Source organism: Flavisolibacter tropicus, assembly GCF_001644645.1.
GTDB classification, from domain to species: Bacteria; Bacteroidota; Bacteroidia; order Chitinophagales; family Chitinophagaceae; genus Flavisolibacter; species Flavisolibacter tropicus.
This window is the reverse complement of the sequence record NZ_CP011390.1, coordinates 5,612,609-5,627,794: the sequence shown is the minus strand read 5'-3', so window position 1 is coordinate 5,627,794 and position 15,186 is coordinate 5,612,609. Positions and strand designations below refer to the sequence as shown.

Sequence of the window (15,186 nt, the reverse complement as noted above, 5' to 3'; positions counted from 1 at the left end):
TAACCTTCTTTTCAAAACGTATGGAAGGACTTGAACAACAAAGAGTTTTATTTCACGACAGAGCAAGAAATGTCTTTTTCTCTATTTATAGCGAATTCAGGCATTCCATTGCTTCTGTTGACCGGCAAGGTGATGAAAATGTCTTCCAGCAATTGCAAAACCGCTATGTCAGCCAGTTACATTCCCGGTTAAATTCGATTGCGCTGGAGTTGCTGGAGCAGGCAGAAGGCACTAACCGTAACCAATTGAGTGTTTCCTTGAGCCAATCGATCAAAGAGTATATCAATGAGTTTATGCAAAAAGTCAAGTCGCTTTAAGGCAAGACTTGCGCATACAACGCCTACTTTACTTCATATCTATTACTTTTTAAGTAGCTATTTTACATTAATTATAACTCAATAATAGACAACTATACCTTTCAGATCTTTTAGCCGAACCTTCAAATGGCGGCTAGCCGGATGCCCGAAATATTAAGCGAGAATAATTATCACTTGTAAATGATAGTTAGATTGGTATATAACAATAATAATTTGGGCAACTGAACGCACTCATACTTCATTGCTAGTTTTTCAGAGCAATAGTTACAAGCGAGGTATAAAACCTACGTAAATGGAAAGTTTACCAAAAGCAACTTGCCAATGTATGACATCTGATCAACGACAGATTGCTTTAGACAAACCTCTGTTGTACATAATTATTTTACATATAAGAACACGCGCCCTTCTTTAAAGTGTAAGCTCAATACTATATTCGACACACCTTACCTAATAACATGAGTACCAACAACGAACAATTACAGGAATTATTCGACCGCATTCCACGCCGTCATACGGCTGATAACGTCAAGGAGATCTACGGCATCCTGGATGCCTACGAAGACTTACTGACAACACTGGAGGCCAATGCCCGGTATGAACAGTTGGTAGCTCCCTTCTTCGAGTTGCTCGACCCGATCCGCACCTCCCTCAAAAAGTCGAACGATAACAAGGCTTCCAAGAAGCAGAAAGACGACCTCTTTGACGAGGGCTCTGGCATGTTGAAGGACAGCATGAAGGATTTGATGGGGTTACTGGAAGGCGAAGCCTAAGGCATTGCAAATTTGCAGAGTTATAACATTCCAGTTAACGGATAAGATCAAAACATCAAGTCTTTCGTTCCTTACCTATGACCTCAGAATATTTGAATGAAATACACTCTCCAATTCTTTAAAGTAATAAATTTCCTTTCCAGTATCCTCCTTTGCAGTGTTTATAACCGGCCTCAAGTCAAGCACAGACCTCTACAAAGTGGTCAACTATATCCCCACTGATGCTGTGAATCCCTAGACAGTAGAGTATTTTAAACGGAGACATAGGAATTACTGCTGCGGCACTGGGTTTGCCCTATAGTTAGAAACTAACGAAGACCATGGAAGTTACAGCGGTAGTATTATACAGAAGTGCACTGGCTCACTACACTGTAACAATGTACGAAGACGGTAGTTATGAAGCGGGTCTTCAAAAGTATGCAGGTACCAGTGACAATGGTCCTCCTCTGATGGTACACTTTAAAAAAGAGGGGCGGCACTGTACAGGCGACAGCGAAGAAAAAGAACTGATGGACGACCTCTGCTACGCTGTACAGTCGGAACTGACCAAAGGGGGAGGCTCCCTTGGTTCTGAGCAAAGACCGAGAACACCCTATGTTTCTATATAGATACCGGTTTAGTGCAGAAGGAGTAGTGAGCTTGTGAAGGTAGTTTCGGGTGGAGCTACCTTTTTTTGTTGTCAAACAGTGGTTGTGACCAATATTGTTTCGAATGAACGCCACAAACTATCTTCGCTCCACCTTAAACCAGTTTAGTGAGTACTTCCTCCATCTTCCTTGCCGAGCGATACCTGATCAAACTTCTTGTTTCTTACAACAACGGGAAGGTCTCTGTTACACCCGCCAGTGTTAGCGCCGGCACCCAAAGGTTAGCTAAGGTTATTGCCCAAAGCGAACACATCATGGCGCAGATGGAAATTGATCACGGATCAAAATCCTTCACGTTTGATACGCTCCTCACTTATTTTGAAAAGAGAGGTTGGAGAGTAACGGTGCAGGATCCAACTTTGTCTACATAAGCCGTTCAACTCGAATAGCGCAATTTTCACTGGTCAACAATTGTAGTCAAGAGTTACTTAATCCACACCTCTGCTTTGGTGTTAACGTTCTCCCATCGTTTTTCTTTTTCTACCCGTTACCGATTTATAAGGGTACCATTAGGATTTTCTCTTTGTTCTTCTCTGTTGTCTTACCTGCGTTTTTCCGCCAACCTTTTTACCATAGCAGCTTAGTTCAACCAGTTCGGTTTGATCACTAAAAACACATGCTTTGGCACGTTTATTCACAACGTCGTTTTCGTTTGAGCAGCAGTCATATACCGCTGTTGTCTCCATCACTGAGTGTCAGGGTACGCACACCGTTATGGTCTATCTTCCAGATGAATCGTTGCACCACTTGCTTCCTGGTGGACGCATTTCCTTTGACACCATGGACGGTCATTTGCTGAATTACCCGCACTTAGCTAGCGCTGAAGAGTTGCTCACCAACGTTCTTCAGGCAATTGAGGCCTACCGTGAGAAACAACCGCTCTCCCTTCGTATATCCCAGTTGTAGACCTTTGAAAGGATGTTTAACGTTGGTCTCTAATTACCTGCTATTATATTATGCGGTTGATTGCGCTGGAGGCAAAGCGCCCTTCTGCTTTCTCCTGTAGGATTCGCCTCGCCGCGAGCTGCTCTTTCATTGAAATAGTTTCTTCCAGCTTTTCAGCCAGTTTTGCTATTGCTTCTTTCAACAGTTTTTTTTAAGTTTAGCATTGTGCTACAGTTTGTATTCAAACTGCATGAATAGTTGGAGGTTGCATTCAGTAACTTGCCACCCAGAGTCACCCTATCCCTTTCGATATGTTTCTTACTTAACATATAATAGCAGCCATATGAGATACTCAATTCTTCCGGTTACCCTTCTGTGTATAATAGGACTTTCAATGGTATCTTGCGACAACACGGATCGCTATGAAAAGTATGGAACCTACAATCCTAAAGCAGACTTTTTTACAAATAGTAACTTTATATCAGCAAGTTCACTAAAATTTAATCCGGCACATGGTAAGCCTGGCCACCGATGTGATGTTCCCGTAGGTGCTCCCTTACAAAATTCACCATCTAGTACAGCATCAAATTTACAATCTGGTAATTTTCCTACGATTTTAGGAAATAATAAGAGCACACAGCTTTCTGCCATTGGACAGAATTTGACACAAAGCGTTGATCCTATTTTAAATCCGGAACATGGCCTTCCTGGTCATAGATGCGACCTAGCTGTAGGTGCACCATTAAACGTTAACAATCTTTCTCCTGCTACTTCTGAAACAATGGCATCCATGCCTCCAACCACCAAAATATCTAATGGCTCAAACCCTCCACATGGTCAACCAGGGCATAAATGCATAGTTATTGAAAACACAGTAAGTACCCAGAAGTTACCAATTAAAACTCAAACGCCGCCTCTTACTGCTAAACAGGATAGCAGTCCTTATACACAATCTTCAAATTCACTTATCCAGATTCCAACACCTATTCAAGACAGCGCTGGAAATAGAAATTAATTATTCAGCTTCTTAATTAATTCTACTTACAAGGGAAAGGAATTACACCAGAAGGCAATGTGATTCCCCTTAAAACAATCGGTAATTTTAAGCCGTAGTTGGCGTTCTGCTGGGCTTTTGTGCGACTGCCCACCAACAACTTACAAGGTAGTAAGAGCACTGCCTACGAATACGCTTCTGCTTCAGTCTTTGTAATGGTGAGAAAATCTCAATTGTTCATGCTTTTTCCCAGCCGCCTCTCCTATGCTTGGGCATTGTGCGACTGCAGGGACTTGGCATTACTTTAGAAAAAACGCCGTTTGCTAGCCACTGCCAATAAAAGCCACCGAGTTCACTCCTGCAACACATAAGCTTGACCGTGAGATTAAACTTTAAAGAAGGGCCGGTTTCTATTTCGTGAGAACGCTTAAAAGCCGCTGCAAAACATTATCTTACTGAATGCATTCTTTTTTAGAAATACATCCTGAAGTTCAACAAGCTTTAGCCGAAGGAAGGCCGGTAGTGGCCTTGGAATCCACTATCATTGCTCATGGCATGCCTTACCCGCAGAATGTCCAGACGGCATTAGCGGTAGAAGCTGTTGTGAAAGAAGCAGGAGCTGTGCCGGCCACTATTGCCATCTTGGAGGGCAGATGCCATGTGGGCCTTACTCCAGCGCAGATAGATTACCTGGGCCAGGCCAGCGGTGTGTGGAAAGTGAGCTTGAGCGATATGCCTTATGTGCTAAGCAAAAAACTCCTCGGTGCCACCACGGTGGCCGCTACCATGCGCATCGCCTCCATGGCTGGGCTTAAGATATTTGTGACCGGCGGCACCGGTGGCGTGCACAGGGGAGCTGAAACCACCATGGACATTTCTGCCGACCTCACTGAGATGGCACACACTTCCGTAGCGGTCATTTCTGCCGGTGTGAAATCAATATTGGATATTGGTTTAACCCTGGAATATATGGAAACCAAGGGCATTCCCGTGGTGACAGTGGGACAGGATGAATTCCCCAGTTTTTATTCCCGCCAAAGCAGCTTCCGTTCTCCTCTCCGTGTGGATACACCAGACGAAATTGCAGCCTTGCTACACACCAAATGGAACCTGGGCCTCAACGGAGCAGTTCTGGTTGCCAACCCTGTTCCAGCCAACCAGGAAGTACCAGCTGCGGAGATAGAGAGCTGTATTCATCAGGCCTTGGAGTCCGCCAAAAAGCAACATATCAGGGGGAAAGCCCTCACGCCGTTCCTGTTAAGGTACATCAGTGAACATACAAAAGGAGAAAGCCTGCAGGCCAACATAGCGCTGATCCGGCACAATGCCCAACTGGGAGCTGAAATCGCCAATGCCTTCGCAAACATCTCTAAAAAGGAGATCGTTTAAAACTAAAGTTGAGAGGTTGAGTGGGGTTTGACTGAACATCCAGAATTTCACGCCGTTGTTGGTGTCTCGCCAGGCCTATGTGCAGTAGCTGCATCTACAACTTATACCAAGTACAGGTAACAATCAATACAATTTTTCATAATCTACGACTGCTTTCTGTGTCTTACCCATTAATGATGCTAGCAATACCTTCTTGATAGGTAGTAATTTTAAAATCAGGAAAGCGGCTTTTAAATTTATCAGAAACAAATAGGTTATCATACTTATAGCGAGGCAGCAACTCCTGCACTTCCCGTAGCTGTTTGTTGAACAATCCACCCAATTTAAACACCCACATTGGTATAACGTTATAGCTCATCTCTTTTTGACAAACCTCCGCGGCACAGTCTATCAGTTGTTTGTAGGTAAGTCGGTGGTCATCACAGGGCAGGTGCCAGGTTTGGTTGAAAGCATCCGGCGTATTGCCAATCAATGCCATTGCCCGGCTGGCATCAGGTGTCCAGATTAGGGTTCGCAGCGTGTTGTCCCTGAGGGGCACTTTCGGCTTTTTGCCTTGCTTGATTTTATCAAAAACCAAAGTATTCGTAAGGCTCTGGGTTTGGTCCGGTCCGTAAAACTCAGGTGCCCGGCAAATAACGGCTTCTATGCTTCTGTTATTCATCTCCTGCAATAAAAGAGTTGCTATCTGCGCTCTCACAACAGACTTCCTACCAACAGGTGTAAATGGACTATCTTCCGTTTGCGGTGTACTGGTTTTGGGATACATATACGTGTTATCGAAAAAGACCAATTTGCAACCATGTTTTTTACAAGCATTAATTACATTTTGCATCATCACCGGAAACTGCTTCTCCCACAACTGCACATCCATTGGCAAGCCGACAGTCAAGTAAACAATCTCACTCCCTTGTACAGCCCTATCGGTTGCCTGTGCCTCCAACAGGTTGGCAGCAAATACTTCATCCGTATCGTTAACTTTTTTAGGATTTCGACTCACCAGTCGAATAGCGGTTTTATAATTTCTGTACAACGCTTTGGCTAATTCTCCAGCAATTTGTCCGTTAGCGCCAAGGATGGTTTGCATATCGTTATTGTATTTGCAGTTTTCTTTGAATAAGGAAACAACATATTAAAATACAGTTGCCACTACGGCCAATTGGGCATTTCATTCCGTATTCATAACAAAGGAATACTTCTTTTTTAGACAAAACAATGAAACAGGGTTAAGAAATGTACTTGCGTATTCTTTATTCCTCCGAAGAGCCTCATCATCTGTTTATTGTGCAGCAGACGTGAACTTGGCTAGAAAGCAGGCGTAGACGCTCCTCTTACAGTTGACTATTGCGGGAGTAGCAAAACCATGAGCGATATCATATTTTCCACAATGCTGGTCATAGATAAAGGCGGAAGCCAAAAGTATTTTTATTCAAACGAAAGCTAATGATACATTTCATCAAAAGAATTGGCTTTTGGTCAGGTCTTTTTGCTTGTATGGCTACTGTAGCCTACGTCATCGTTCAACTTCTACAGCTTTATGGTGCCCTGTCCTATCCAATGGATGAAATGCTTATTTACGGCACCTCCCTTTGCATCGTGATTCCTTTTGTCCTTCAAATGCTGGCCCTTCATTACATCACACCTGAAGATAAAAAGTACTGGAGCCATGCCGCTGTACTCTTCACCATCCTGTATGCCGTGTTTGTTACCGCCAATTACGTGGTACAGTTAGCCACTGTTATCCCCATGACCCTGCAAGGTCAATTGGGAGTAGTGCGTGTGCTTCAACAAACACCACACTCCCTATTTTGGAATTTTGATGCGCTGGGTTACATTTTTATGGGCCTTGCCACTTTGATTGCCATTCCCGTCTTTAAAAAGCAAGGATTTGAAAAGTGGGTACGTCGTGCATTTATAGCGCACGCATCGGTTACACCTTTCATCGCCATTGTTTATTTCTATCCCACCTATTCTTACAAACTGCTACTCTTGGGTTTTCCATGGGCTGTAACGGCACCGCTCTTTATGCTACTGCTTGCCCTTTTGTTCCGAAAGAACAATAGCATTATTGAAAACACCGATCAACATCAAAAATAGCAGACACAAGCCCTATTCAACACTATCAAAGAATTGGATAAGCATAAAGCTGTATGTAAAACAGCAAACAAAATTCAATGTATAAACAAAGGAATGAAAACAATGCCACCGTCAATACTCTTGTTTTCCTTCTTCCCAACGAAGCTCATTTCCTGACAGCAAGGCAAAGTATACTCGCAAGAATAAAAGGCGTTCCAAAAAGGCCCCACTAATTGGTCAACCTATTTTACGTAACGAGATACCGCCGTAATGGTAAAATACCTTTTGCCGTTTGGAGCGTGCCAGAAAATCTCATCGCCTCGCTTATTACCAAATAAGGCACTGCCAATTGGTGAGAACACAGACACTTTACACTTGCGATGATCTGCCTGTTCTGGAAGTACAATTGTGTAGGTATAATCCAGGCGAACCATTTTATCCCGTATGCTCACCCTTGAATTCAGGCAAGCTACGTTCCAAGGCAACTCATCTTCACATAACACATTGGCTTGTTCAATCCTTCTTACCAATGATGCTATTCGACCATCATTTATTAAACCCTTATTCTTTCTTAAGTAATCCATCAATTGATGATAGTCCTGTATAACCATGAGTAATCTATTTTCCTGTATTGCTAACATGGCTTTTGTTTTAATTAGTGATATGAATGATAAGTGGCTCAGCTAAAGTGCGGCCATTAAAATTGTTCCCTGGATATAACTCCAGGGAACAACTTGTAGAAGATCTTACAATAGGAAAATGTTGTTTCCGATGTAATACCAATAAGGTTAACTATGCATAACTTTCACTTTATTATTGATGTAAACGCAAAGGCTTTATCTAGCTGGCCATTTTCAATAATAGTGTTCTCTTTTTCTCTATTTGCCTGATCAATCGCTTTTCAACATTTTTGAGGATCATTTTCCACCGCTCACCAGTGTCAGTGGCATGGAAATCACCACCAGGAATGCCTAATCGAACAACGACGGTTCTGGGGCGAGCTGCGTCATCATTACTCTTTAGATAAATATCCATCCAGCTTATATCAGGGCGAAAGATTTGTAGCTTTTTAATAAGATTATGGATCTTTTGCTCCAAATAGTCATTCGTTTTAACCTCAGTGGTTTGAATGTCTAGTTTCATTCCTCCATAGTTTCTTTCTACGTTCATAACTTAAAATTTTAGAAGTCGTTTATAATGATAAAAGATTGCAAAGCATTGAACTGCACAAGCCTATTTAGCCTGCGCTAATGCAATTGAGCGTAAGAGATAACAGCACCAAGCCACCGCATCGTAAATGGTGAATGGTCAATAAATTTCCTAAGTTTGGAGCCGCTTTAGTATTTGTAACTTTTCCTTCTCATCTTGTTTGTAAGGAAATACAGGCTATATGTTTATACCAAAAGCTACAATAGTGCGTAGCGTTAGGCATCAAGGTTTATAAACCTTTTAAGGAAATACTACAGGCTAGGACAAACCATGGCTGATCAAAAGTGTTAGGTGCTGATACTATTAAGACAAAAGGAGTCTTTTGTAAGAAGAGAAGTAATACAGATCAAGGCAGAAAGGCATAAACTCCGGAAAAGAGTGCGTGTAGCAATCCCGCATATCTACCATCACATATGCTGCTGCATGGCTATGTTTAATATGTAGGTTACTGCCTTTCACTACTGCAATATTACGAAAAATAAACAGGAAGTCGTTCTGGTGCAAGTGCAAGTTAGATCTAGATGTTTGTCGTCCTTGAGACAAACATCAAAAGCCCACTATATATTGCACGCTATTGTACAAACAAATGACTTTAAGCTAGTGGTAAATCTATCAACAGTATCAGAATACGTAAAGTTTACATTGAAAACACATAGCTTTTTTTAAGATGATATTAGCCGTCAAGCGTATGTGCAACTCCGCAACTATAAGAAAGATCTTTTAAAGGCACCCAATATCTAGCGAGAAGCTCAATACCTGACTGAAGCAGTTGCCCATAAGCAGCAAAAAAATCGAATAAATGAAGCTGTCCTTAACTAAGGAGGTTGCTATTATAGCACTGGGCTGAAGGTTGATAAAATTAATTCAGACGTAACTTCCTTCGCTTAACAATAATAAGTTTCCAAAGCCCTGACTGCTATACTATTTTGTTAGTAAAAGGCAAATATGCCAGTAGCCAATACCATTTATGGTTATTTTCCATTTTCTTTGATCGAACTCAATACTTTAGTTCTCATACCAAACATTCTAACGTGCCTGTTAAAACTAATTTCTTGCTGCTTTTATTAGCCGCTTTCACTATCAATTTCACATATGGTCAAGAACCTACGTTGAAGCTTAGTGCACGTATAATAGGCGAAGATGCAAGGCCCCTACCGCAGGCCACTGTTATGCTGTTGAACCTAAAACAACAGGAAGTTGCAAAAGGTGCTACTGATAGCAGTGGTCGTTTTCTCCTTACTTATTATGCAACGGACAGTTGTATGCTCGTTGTTAGCTTTTCTGGCTATTACGAATACCGATCCAGCCCCTTCTCTCCTGCTAGTAAAGAAGTAGGCAACATTATTTTACATCCCTCTACACAGGCGCTACAGGAAGTAGTTATAGAAGCCAGACAACAACTAATTGAATCCAGCACCAATACGATCACCTACAACGTGAGTAAAAGCATTGACGCGCAAGGTATCAGCGCATTGGAAGCTTTAAAAAAGACACCCGGGGTGTATGTCAATACTGACAACACGATCACCCTAAACGGCAAGGCCGGCGTATTGATTCTTATGGACGGCCGGCAAACCTATCTCTCGGGAAAAGAGTTAGTGGACCTCTTAATAGCACTACCTGCTTCATCTCTTAAGAGCATTGAGATCATGAACAGCCCTACGGCCAAGTACGATGCATCAGGATCTTCTGGTATCATTAATATTAAAACCAACAAGACACAGGCTAAAGGCTTCAATGGTACCATTACCACCGGCATGGCCTATGGTGTGTATGTTAGACAAAACCAGGACCTGAGTTTTAACTATAGAAAGAACCGGTTCAACATCTACGGCGGCTACAACCATTTTTTGGGAAACTCCAGCTATTTGTATGGCTCTGACCGCATTCAAAATAACAAGACCTACAGGAGCGCCACTGATGATACTGACAAACGCAATAGGCTGGGTGCCCGGCTTGGCATTGATTATACCCTAAATAAAAATAATACGCTTGGCCTGCTGGTCAACAGCAATTTTATAGTGGGTGGCGGTATAACCCGTACTCAGACAACAATTGGTTCTTCTCAATCACCGGTTATTGAAAAGCGCCTGTATGCCGAAAACGATTACTATTACCAACGAACAGCGCGGTATAATGTCAATCTGAATTACAAGTATGAAGATGCAAAGGGCCGGATACTGAACGTCGACGCCGATTACGGCTCTTTTGATAAAGGCAACGCCAACCTGCAATCCAATATATACAGCGATGCCCAGTATAATCCCCTCAACGAAAACTTTTATCACTCCTTCAATGATATTTTAATTGACCTGAAAGCATTGAAAGCGGATTATTCCACTAACCTCTGGAAGGGAACACTCGAAGTGGGAACCAAGTATTCGGAGATTGCCTCCGATAACCGGGCCCGCTTTTTCTACCGGCTTCCACACGAAGACAGCCTGGATGAGCGCCGCACTAACGAGTTTGGCTTTACTGAAAAAATTACCAGCGCGTATGTCAATTACAAAAAAACAAGAGGCAAATGGGCTTTCCAGGGCGGATTACGGCTGGAGAATGCATCTTCCCAAGGAGATTTATACTTTACGTTAGACGGTAGGGACTCCACAAAACAGACACCCATTCACTACACTAACCTATTTCCCTCCTTTAGTGTATCGGTTAAACCAAAACAGGGGCATAGCTTTTCCCTGGCCTACTCCCGGCGCATTGACCGGCCGGCTTATCAGGATCTGAACCCCTTTATTTACCTGTTGGATGAACTTTCATTTTGGCAGGGCAATCCCTATTTGCAACCACAACTTACCCATAGGTCCTCACTGCAGTATGTCTATAAAAGTGCTACTATTATTGGACTTCATTATGCTTACACCGACCAATACAGTACCCGCATTACCGATACGCTTGAAACGGCAAAGATTGTCATGATTCCAAGGAACCTGGGCAACCAACAAAACCTGTCTCTATCTGTAACACACAATTATAGCCCTAAAAAATGGTGGGAGATGACCTTCAACGGTACACTGTATCAACTCCATAATCAAATCAGCCTGGATGCCCACCGCCACCTTGAACTTAAGCAACTGGCCAGCCGCTTAAGCCTGCAGCAACGCTTTAAGTTACCCCATGGCCTACTCGCTGAAGTATCGGGGTCTCTGACAACGCGAAGACTTACAGGTGCCAATGAAATCAGCCGTGGAGTCAGTCAAGTGGATCTGGGAATTCAACGCTCGTTCTTAAACAATAAGGCCACACTACGATTAGTGTTCAGTGATATTTATAAAGGAAGCTAGTCAAGGTCCGTTCAAGAATTTGAGGGCTTTTATTTAAGCAGCTACGGCTATTACGAAACCAGGCAACTGCGGCTCAACTTTACTTATAAGTTTGCAGATAACAGCGTAAAAGGGCCCCGTTCCCGCAGTTCCGCACTGGAAAATGAGCAAGGAAGAATTCGTTAATGAATCAGCCTATGAATCACTGATAGCTGTAGCGGTTCCAAGTTGCCGAGCAGTAATAAGCAGCCCCGCAACCAAATAAATACAGTTTTGAAAATCGAGTGGGTCTACCTGCGATCTATCGTAGGTATTTTACAATAACCCTTTGAATTTCAATAATACGGTATAGCCGAGTTATAAGCAACAACAAAGGAAAAGAGAGCGTTTTCAAACTTCCAAGAGAGTGTTCTATCCTGTAAAGAGGTTTAATCAAGGTCCAGCCCTCTCACGCGGATCATAAGAGTGGCAAGATTGCTCACCCCCAACTTACGATTGATATTTTTACGGTGGGTACTAATCGTTAGTTCACTTAAAAAAAGAAGGTCCGCTATTTCTTTACTACCCTTTCCTTCTATAATCAGCTTGATGATCTCTTTTTCCCTTTGACTAAGCTTAATAGCATCGGGAAATACCTCATGTTTTTCGTTTGGCAACACATCTTTTAATTTGGGGTCTGTATAGCGTTGCCCTTTAAACGCTGATTGTATAGCTGCGTATAATACCTGGCTACCGGAATTCTTTAGTACGTAACCTAATGCAAAATTATTTATGCCTTCATTCCCCAAGGTTGAAGGATGGTACATAGTGAGAAACACTACCTTGATATGCGAATATTCATTCCGGATGATCTTTGCCAGAGCTATACCATTTTGCAAGGGCATATTAATGTCGAGGACAGCCACATCTACAGGCACTTTTTTAACCGAGTCCAGTACGGCATCTCCGTCTGTACACAAAGCTACCAGCTCAATATCTTCAAATGCGGAAAGGGCATTCCTTACCCCGTCAAGAAACATAGGGTGGTCATCCGCCAGTAGCACTCTTATCTGTTGTTTCATTTGGTATGTTCGGGAATTCTATAGATACACTGCATCCATTATTGATCTCACTGCGCACTTCAAAACGTCCTTTTACAAATGTAGCTAATTCCTTAATCTGGGTAAAGCCCAGACCATCCTTTATGTCAGCTTTGTTGAAACCCTTGCCATTGTCTTCCACCAGCACTGAAATAATCTGGGGTTCAATAATCAATTGGATCATCACTTCTGTAGCACCAGCATGCTTGATCACGTTTTGTAGCAGCTCCTGTACAATCCGGAAAATAAGCAGTTCATTCTGGAACGATGCACTATCCTGGCTACCAATTGATTCAATCCAAATTTTTATCTTCCCGGTGCGGTTATACCTGTCTGTCAAGTGCTTTAGCCCATTGAGTAATCCCTTCTTTTGAAGCAGCAATGGAGAAAGCGTATGCGATATACTTCTGATCTCGTCTGTAAGTGTTGATACATCTTCAATGGTGCTTTTTAAAATAGCCGCATTCTGTACGGGCTCATTGCTCACCACCTCCAGGTTAAATTTAATGGAAGACAAACCAGCGCCTACCGAATCATGTAGAAGATGTGAAAGCCGCTTCATCTCCTGCTCCTGATGGTTACTGATGGTTTTGAAAATATTTTCCTGCTGTTTGTTCAGTCTTACCAGGAGTTCTTCGGCTTCCAGTTTATAATTTTTAAAACGTATGGAAAGCGCCAGGCTAAGTAGGATCAGCTCAATAGAAAAACCGATGTTTACTGCATTTCGGGTTAAAAAAATATCCTGCAGATTACCCGTTATGTACTGCATGTAAATCTGCGTAAAGAGGGTAAATATTAGCGTAGCGATTATAATATAGACAGAATATTTTATGCCGCGCCGGAGGGAAGCAATTGAAAAAATAAAAACAGTGAGAATGGAAATAAGCATCATCACCTGCATGAAAATCAACCAGAAGGTACGTACAGTACCTGCATTGGGAATCCCAAAGCCCACAATGAAGCAGGCAACAAAAAACAGAAGAAAGTAATTCGTAAACCGGTACATTTTGGGAAAATGCACTTTAACATGAAGGAGACTCCGGCTGAACAAAATATAAAATATGGGAGCTAGTGATAATGTAATGGGACGAGAAAAATCAGCAATAGAAGGCAGATCTGGATAAAAGTACATGAACGAAAAACCCAGGTCACTGAAAATATAACCTGTCACCATTAATACGTATAACGCATAGTAAACGTATAGTTTCTCCCGGATGTTAAAATATAAGAATAGTGTAAATAGCAGGATAAACACGAGAACTCCTATAAAAAGGCCTGCCAAAAGGTTAGCATTACGCTGGTATTTTATAAATCCATATTCATTATAAAAATTAAGGGGCAGGTGAAGTTGTTCATAACGTTTGTCTATCAATAACACTAACTGCAGATTGTTCCTGTTCTGCAGGTTCAGTTTATACACAAACTGGCTGTGATTGACATTACGGGTTTCAAAAGGCATATGGTCGCCAGTTAGTGCATATTGCTTTACAACTGTAGAACCTGAAAGTAACCAGGCACCCAAGTAATTGATATGCGGATTTCTAACCTCCAAATAAAGCACCGAATCTGAGGTAGGTAGTTTGCTCAAATCCAAGTACAGCCAGTACATCCCTGGAGCATAGCTCATTTTTAGATTGCTGGCATCTAAGTACTCCATTTCAGTGCTTATTCGCCGCCAGCGTTCAATCTCTCTATTCTCAGAAGAATCGAATACCCATCCAACAGGCATCTGCTGAAAGGAAAGCTCCTGCCCATTTAAGGATAATGTAATGCGCGCAGCAGCAGGCTTCGCCATCAACATAAAAAGAAGTAGCAGAATCAGGGAGCGAAAAAAGTATAAAGCAGTTCTAGCCATGGAAGCAATAGCAAATAAAAGTAGCTTTTGTTTAGACATTAAATGAACAGAAATAGAAAATACCCTCCTCTAGGTATTTTATTATATAAATGACTATGTCATATTTGATGCGTAAACCGTAATAATTACACGACATTTTATTAACCACAAAAAAGAGATGTTATTCACTGACAATGATTTAAAGCAATTTCATTAAGGATGTTCAAAAAATACTACTTAGAAATATTGTTTTTATCACACTGCACGGATACATTTGCGCTTAATCAAATCAAGCTTATGAAGAAAGTTACATTATCAGTTTTCATGCTTCTTGCCGTACTTTTCACCGCATTAAGCAGCCAGGCACAATCTAAAGGAGTTAAAAAAATTGATGTTATCGGAAAGAAAGTGGAAGCTAGCCGCGGTGCTAATCCAAACATTAAATCCGATGTTCCTACTACTGATAATCCAGTAGAAAAGAGCAGAGGTGCATCTTGTTCTGTAACATTCGATAACTACACTGGTTTGTATGTTAAAGTTTATGTAGACGGAACCTACAGAGGCACAGTAGACGCGTATGGTAAAGGCACAGTTACTGTAGGAAGTGGCTACACTACTATTTATTGTGTTTCTACAGGCGGTACTACAGAATGGTCTGCTTCAGGAGACTGCAGATCTAGCTATATCTTTAACTTAAAGTATTCTACTGCAGATTAA

At 42.0% G+C, this 15,186-nt stretch carries 16 protein-coding genes; 10 read left to right on the top strand and 6 right to left on the bottom strand.

The window, feature by feature from the left end; all coding sequences use genetic code 11:
• Positions 1-20: 20 nt before the first annotated feature.
• The 5 genes from SY85_RS23840 (at position 21) to SY85_RS25535 (ending at position 2,640) form a co-directional block, all read left to right on the top strand.
• Positions 21-317, top strand: coding sequence for a hypothetical protein (locus SY85_RS23840; RefSeq protein WP_066408609.1), 297 nt, complete (start codon positions 21-23; stop codon positions 315-317).
• A 455-nt stretch (positions 318-772) separates the two neighbouring features.
• Positions 773-1,087, top strand: coding sequence for a hypothetical protein (locus tag SY85_RS23835; protein ID WP_066408607.1), 315 nt, complete (start codon positions 773-775; stop codon positions 1,085-1,087).
• 320 nt (positions 1,088-1,407) lie between these two features.
• A complete protein-coding gene (locus tag SY85_RS23830) occupies positions 1,408-1,695 on the top strand; it encodes a hypothetical protein (RefSeq protein ID WP_066408604.1) in 288 nt (95 codons plus the stop codon).
• A 146-nt stretch (positions 1,696-1,841) separates the two neighbouring features.
• Positions 1,842-2,105: a hypothetical protein gene (locus SY85_RS23825; protein ID WP_066408597.1), complete on the top strand. Its 264-nt coding sequence runs from the start codon at positions 1,842-1,844 to the stop codon at positions 2,103-2,105.
• A 343-nt stretch (positions 2,106-2,448) separates the two neighbouring features.
• Entirely contained in the window at positions 2,449-2,640 is a 192-nt protein-coding gene (locus SY85_RS25535; protein WP_148661280.1) for a hypothetical protein, read from the top strand.
• 43 nt (positions 2,641-2,683) lie between these two features.
• On the opposite strand, the gene SY85_RS25750 is transcribed toward SY85_RS25535, so the two are convergent.
• The gene (locus SY85_RS25750; RefSeq protein ID WP_158513027.1) at positions 2,684-2,821 is read right to left on the bottom strand and encodes a hypothetical protein; all 138 of its coding nucleotides are present in this window, start codon (positions 2,819-2,821) and stop codon (positions 2,684-2,686) included.
• A gap of 141 nt (positions 2,822-2,962) precedes the next feature.
• Here SY85_RS25750 and SY85_RS23820 point away from each other — a divergent pair, with 141 nt between their 5' ends.
• Positions 2,963-3,634 carry a hypothetical protein gene (locus tag SY85_RS23820; RefSeq protein ID WP_148661279.1) on the top strand — a complete coding sequence of 224 codons (672 nt, stop codon included), beginning with the start codon at positions 2,963-2,965 and terminating at the stop codon, positions 3,632-3,634.
• A gap of 438 nt (positions 3,635-4,072) precedes the next feature.
• The gene (locus SY85_RS23815) at positions 4,073-5,002 is read left to right on the top strand and encodes a pseudouridine-5'-phosphate glycosidase (protein ID WP_066408584.1); all 930 of its coding nucleotides are present in this window, start codon (positions 4,073-4,075) and stop codon (positions 5,000-5,002) included.
• A gap of 163 nt (positions 5,003-5,165) precedes the next feature.
• Here SY85_RS23815 and SY85_RS23810 read toward each other — a convergent pair whose 3' ends face one another.
• On the bottom strand, positions 5,166-6,086 hold the full coding sequence (locus SY85_RS23810) for an NAD-dependent epimerase/dehydratase family protein (RefSeq protein WP_066408582.1): 921 nt from the start codon (positions 6,084-6,086) through the stop codon (positions 5,166-5,168).
• A 356-nt stretch (positions 6,087-6,442) separates the two neighbouring features.
• On the opposite strand from SY85_RS23810, the gene SY85_RS23805 reads away from it, so the two are divergent.
• Positions 6,443-7,096, top strand: a complete 654-nt coding sequence (locus SY85_RS23805) for a hypothetical protein (RefSeq protein ID WP_066408581.1) — start codon at positions 6,443-6,445, stop codon at positions 7,094-7,096.
• A 221-nt stretch (positions 7,097-7,317) separates the two neighbouring features.
• Here SY85_RS23805 and SY85_RS23800 read toward each other — a convergent pair whose 3' ends face one another.
• Together SY85_RS23800 and SY85_RS23795 are read right to left on the bottom strand one after the other, a co-directional pair.
• Positions 7,318-7,716: a GreA/GreB family elongation factor gene (locus SY85_RS23800; protein ID WP_066408580.1), complete on the bottom strand. Its 399-nt coding sequence runs from the start codon at positions 7,714-7,716 to the stop codon at positions 7,318-7,320.
• A 199-nt stretch (positions 7,717-7,915) separates the two neighbouring features.
• Positions 7,916-8,245 (bottom strand): HPF/RaiA family ribosome-associated protein, encoded by a 330-nt coding sequence (locus SY85_RS23795; protein WP_066408577.1) that lies wholly within the window; start codon positions 8,243-8,245, stop codon positions 7,916-7,918.
• Positions 8,246-9,315: 1,070 nt separating this feature from the next.
• On the opposite strand from SY85_RS23795, the gene SY85_RS23790 reads away from it, so the two are divergent.
• Complete coding sequence (locus SY85_RS23790; protein WP_066408575.1) at positions 9,316-11,577, top strand: TonB-dependent receptor domain-containing protein; 2,262 nt, start codon at positions 9,316-9,318, stop codon at positions 11,575-11,577.
• Positions 11,578-11,984: 407 nt separating this feature from the next.
• On the opposite strand, the gene SY85_RS23785 is transcribed toward SY85_RS23790, so the two are convergent.
• Together SY85_RS23785 and SY85_RS23780 are read right to left on the bottom strand one after the other, a co-directional pair.
• On the bottom strand, positions 11,985-12,617 hold the full coding sequence (locus tag SY85_RS23785) for a response regulator (protein WP_082886673.1): 633 nt from the start codon (positions 12,615-12,617) through the stop codon (positions 11,985-11,987).
• Positions 12,583-14,529, bottom strand: a complete 1,947-nt coding sequence (locus tag SY85_RS23780; protein ID WP_066408570.1) for a sensor histidine kinase — start codon at positions 14,527-14,529, stop codon at positions 12,583-12,585. The genes SY85_RS23785 and SY85_RS23780 overlap by 35 nt, the downstream gene beginning before the upstream one ends.
• Positions 14,530-14,766: 237 nt before the next feature.
• Here SY85_RS23780 and SY85_RS23775 point away from each other — a divergent pair, with 237 nt between their 5' ends.
• The gene (locus SY85_RS23775; protein WP_148661277.1) at positions 14,767-15,186 is read left to right on the top strand and encodes a hypothetical protein; all 420 of its coding nucleotides are present in this window, start codon (positions 14,767-14,769) and stop codon (positions 15,184-15,186) included.

Coding starts and splice junctions, on each gene's coding strand:
- SY85_RS23840 (WP_066408609.1), top strand. CDS start 21: ATGGAAGGACTTGAACAACAAAGAGTTTTATTTCACGACAGAGCAAGA.
- SY85_RS23835 (WP_066408607.1), top strand. CDS start 773: ATGAGTACCAACAACGAACAATTACAGGAATTATTCGACCGCATTCCA.
- SY85_RS23830 (WP_066408604.1), top strand. CDS start 1,408: ATGGAAGTTACAGCGGTAGTATTATACAGAAGTGCACTGGCTCACTAC.
- SY85_RS25535 (WP_148661280.1), top strand. CDS start 2,449: ATGGTCTATCTTCCAGATGAATCGTTGCACCACTTGCTTCCTGGTGGA.
- SY85_RS23820 (WP_148661279.1), top strand. CDS start 2,963: ATGAGATACTCAATTCTTCCGGTTACCCTTCTGTGTATAATAGGACTT.
- SY85_RS23815 (WP_066408584.1), top strand. CDS start 4,073: ATGCATTCTTTTTTAGAAATACATCCTGAAGTTCAACAAGCTTTAGCC.
- SY85_RS23810 (WP_066408582.1), bottom strand. CDS start 6,086: ATGCAAACCATCCTTGGCGCTAACGGACAAATTGCTGGAGAATTAGCC.
- SY85_RS23805 (WP_066408581.1), top strand. CDS start 6,443: ATGATACATTTCATCAAAAGAATTGGCTTTTGGTCAGGTCTTTTTGCT.
- SY85_RS23800 (WP_066408580.1), bottom strand. CDS start 7,716: ATGTTAGCAATACAGGAAAATAGATTACTCATGGTTATACAGGACTAT.
- SY85_RS23795 (WP_066408577.1), bottom strand. CDS start 8,245: ATGAACGTAGAAAGAAACTATGGAGGAATGAAACTAGACATTCAAACC.
- SY85_RS23785 (WP_082886673.1), bottom strand. CDS start 12,617: ATGAAACAACAGATAAGAGTGCTACTGGCGGATGACCACCCTATGTTT.
- SY85_RS23780 (WP_066408570.1), bottom strand. CDS start 14,529: ATGTCTAAACAAAAGCTACTTTTATTTGCTATTGCTTCCATGGCTAGA.
- SY85_RS23775 (WP_148661277.1), top strand. CDS start 14,767: ATGAAGAAAGTTACATTATCAGTTTTCATGCTTCTTGCCGTACTTTTC.